The sequence below is a fragment of the Nocardiopsis sp. TNDT3 genome (genome assembly GCF_003427465.1).
GTDB classification, from domain to species: Bacteria; Actinomycetota; Actinomycetes; order Streptosporangiales; family Streptosporangiaceae; genus Nocardiopsis; species Nocardiopsis dassonvillei.
The window spans coordinates 1-3,330 of the sequence record NZ_QPFC01000705.1 but is presented as its reverse complement, the minus strand read 5'-3'; the positions used below and the strand labels follow the sequence as shown (position 1 = coordinate 3,330).

Below are 3,330 nucleotides of genomic sequence, written 5' to 3'. Positions count from 1 at the left end.
GGGCCGCCGCGCGGCGGCACGCCGGGGCCTCAGCGCACCGGCAGGCCCGTGACGGCGCGGCCGATGATGAGCTTCTGGATCTCGCTGGCCCCCTCGAAGATGGTGAAGATCGTGGCGTCGCGGTGCCAGCGCTCCACCGGGTAGTCGCGCGTGTACCCGTTGCCGCCGAGGATGCGCACCGCGTTCTGGGTGACGAACGTGGCGGTCTCGCTGGCGTAGAGCTTGCTCATCGAGCCCTGCGCGCTGTCGAAGTCCTTGTCGTTGCGCGCCATCCACGCCGCGCGCCACACCAGCAGGCGGGCCGCGTCGATGCGGGTGGCCATCTCGGCCAGGGTGAAGGCCACGCCCTGGTTCTCGCCGATCGGGCGGCCGAACTGCTCGCGCTGGGTGGAGTAGTCGCGGGCGTACTCGTAGGCGGCGCGGGCGCAGCCCACCGCCATCGCGCCGACCGTCGGGCGGGAGGCCTCGAAGGTCTTCATGGCGGCCTGGCCCTTGGACCCCCTGCCCTCGCGGGCGCGGGCCAGGCGCTCGTCGAGCTTGTCCTTGCCGCCCAGCAGGCACGAGCCGGGCACGCGCACGTCGTCCAGGACCACCTCGGCGGTGTGCGAGGCGCGGATGCCGTGCTTGGCGAACTTCTGCCCCTGGCTGAGCCCGGGCGTGTTGGGCGGCACGATGAACGTGGCCTGCCCGCGCGAGCCGAGCTCGGGCTCCACCGAGGCGACCACGACGTGGATGTCGGCGATACCGCCGTTGGTCGCCCAGGTCTTGGTGCCGTTGAGCACCCACTCGTCCTTGGCCTGGTCGTAGACGGCGCGGGTCCGGATGGCCGAGACGTCGCTGCCCGCGTCGGGCTCGGAGGAGCAGAACGCGGCGAGCCGGATGTCGTCGGGGGTGCCGAACATCTGCGGCGTCCACTCGAAGAGCTGCTCCTGGGTGCCGTTGGCGGCGACGGACACCGCGGCCAGGCCGGTGCCGGTGATGGCCAGGGCGATGCCCGGGTCGCCCCAGTACAGCTCCTCGAAGGCCACGGGGATGCCGACGCCGCTGGGCTCCAGCCACTGGTTGGCGAAGAAGTCGAGGGAGTACAGGCCGATCTTGGCGGCCTCCTGGATGATCGGCCAGGGGGTCTCCTCCCGTTCGTCCCACTCGGCGGCGGCGGGGCGGATGACGTCGGCGGCGAACCCGTGGGTCCAGTCCCGGACCTCGCGGACGTCCTCGCTCAGTTCCAGGCTGAAGCCGGGCGCGGTGGCCTCACTCATGCGCTCACATCCTTTGTCGGGGGCCCTCCGGGGGAGGGGGTCAGTATGTGTTACCAACGGTAACAGTTGACTTCGCCTGCCACAACGCCGTGCCCGAGCGTGGGGCGCCCCGGGCTCCTTTGGGCCCTGACGGCGTTCGGTGGCGGAGCGTCCCTTCCGGCCCGGGTGCCCTGCGGTGCGCTCCGGAGCGTGACTGGGCGGTTTCGGCGGCCGAAACCCCTGCGCTGGCGGGGATCCGCGGCCTAGACTGAGGGCATGGGCCTACCCTTCCCCCGGGTTCGAGTTCCCTCCACGCCCCCTCGGACGGCCTCCGTCCGCCTCCTTCTCGCGCTCCCCCTGCTCCTGTGCCTGGGCGCCTCCTGCCTCCCCTCCGCCGACGACGGGAGCGCGGACGCCCCGCCCCGCTCGGTGTCGGACCTGGACGCCGGGGAGCGCGAACGCCTGGCCGACGTCCTCGCCGCGCGCTCCCTGGACACCGCGACCGGGGACCCCCGTCTGTCCAGCGCGCTCGCGCTGGAGGCGGCGGGCCTGGCCCACACCGACGCCTCGGCGGCGGCGATGGCACGCCTCGCCGAGCCGCACCGGGTCATGGACCTGGACAGCGGCGGTGAACCCCTGAGCGCCCTGGCCTTCGCCTACCAGGGCCGGTTCCTCGCCGGGGGCACCGAGGGAGGGCGGATCCTGGTCTGGGACGTCTACACCGGCGACACCGTCCTCGACCAGCGGGCGCCCGGCGCCGTGGAGGAGGTCGCCCTGGACACCGAGGGCCTCCTGGTCGCGGCCCGGCACGGCGGGGGCGGCGCCGTGGTGTGGGACGTCGACTCCGGAACCGAGCGGGCCCGCCTGGACACCGGAGACGCCTCGGGCGCGGTCTTCGTCAGCAGTTGGCGGGGCTCGTTCCTGGAGGCCCAGTACCTGGCGCTGGGAACGGCCGAGGGCGGCGCGCGGCTGTGGGACACCGGGACCTGGGAGGCCGGGCCCCGGGTCGCCCGGGAGGAGCGGCTCGTCTCCCTGGGCATGACCGGACACACCAGGACCCTGGTCACCCTGACCGACGACGGGGTCCTCGGCCTGTGGGACGCCACCACCCGGGCGTCCATCGGCGAGACGGACCTGGGCGCGGTCGGCTTCCCCGGCGGGGGCTTTCGGCTCGCGCCCGCGCCGGTGGGCCACGACACGATCCCGGTGACCGGCGACGAGGGCGTCTTCGTGGTGTCCGTCGAGGCGGTCCAGCACGGCGACGGCCCGGTGGACACGCCCCAGTACTGCACGGGGGTCTTCTGCGACGAGCCCTCCACCCGGCCCAGCCGGCACCAGCACGCGGACACCCACGCGGGCCCGGCAGCCCAGGGCAACGCCGCGGCCCTGGTCACCGCGGAACCGGCGGTCGGGTCCGACGAACTGGTCCTGTGGGAGTCGCCGCCGGTCGCGGTCCTGGACTACCGGCGGACGGACTCGGTCACCGTTCCGGGCAGGATCGCGCTGGTCGCGGCCCCCAGGACGACGTCCGGCCTCCACGTCGTGGCCGCGGCCCCCACCGACGGCGACCCCGCGCTGTGGGACCTGAGCCGCGACCCCCACGCCCTCTACCTCGACGAGGAGGCGCTCACCATCGCGCTGGAGACGCGCTGCGCGGGCGCGCCCGTCCTGCTGGGGCCGGGGGAGTGGGAACGCGAGCTGCCGGACCTGGCCTACGAGCCCGTGTGCGTCAGGATCCAGGACGAGCAGGCCACCGACACGCACGGGACGACCACGGGACCGACCCCGCCGACCCCGGTCCCCACGACGCCGACCGCCGACTGAACCCGCCCCGCACCGGGGCACACCGATCCGGCGGCCGGGAGCCGCCCTCAGACCGGGAGCGCACATGGCACCGACCGACGGACAGGGGGCCTCCGCGGGCCGCGGACGGCGCGGGCCCCGAGGCGCAAGAGGTTGGAAGCCGTCCGGGGGGACCGTGGCGTGGGCGACCGTGCTGGCCGCCCTCCTGGCGGCCGTCCCCATCGTGTGGGGCGGAGGCGGTTGGTTCGGGCGCGGCGCCCTGGAGGTCGTGGAGCTGTCCGCCGACGGC

Annotated in this window: 2 protein-coding genes; one reads left to right on the top strand and one right to left on the bottom strand. The window is 74.6% G+C overall.

Annotated elements, in window-relative coordinates:
* Positions 1-29 precede the first annotated feature (29 nt).
* Positions 30-1,259, bottom strand: coding sequence for an acyl-CoA dehydrogenase family protein (locus tag DQW06_RS17520; protein ID WP_019609096.1), 1,230 nt, complete (start codon positions 1,257-1,259; stop codon positions 30-32).
* Positions 1,260-1,514: 255 nt separating this feature from the next.
* Here DQW06_RS17520 and DQW06_RS28945 point away from each other — a divergent pair, with 255 nt between their 5' ends.
* Positions 1,515-3,062 (top strand): WD40 repeat domain-containing protein, encoded by a 1,548-nt coding sequence (locus tag DQW06_RS28945; protein WP_157983471.1) that lies wholly within the window; start codon positions 1,515-1,517, stop codon positions 3,060-3,062.
* Positions 3,063-3,330: the final 268 nt, after the last annotated feature.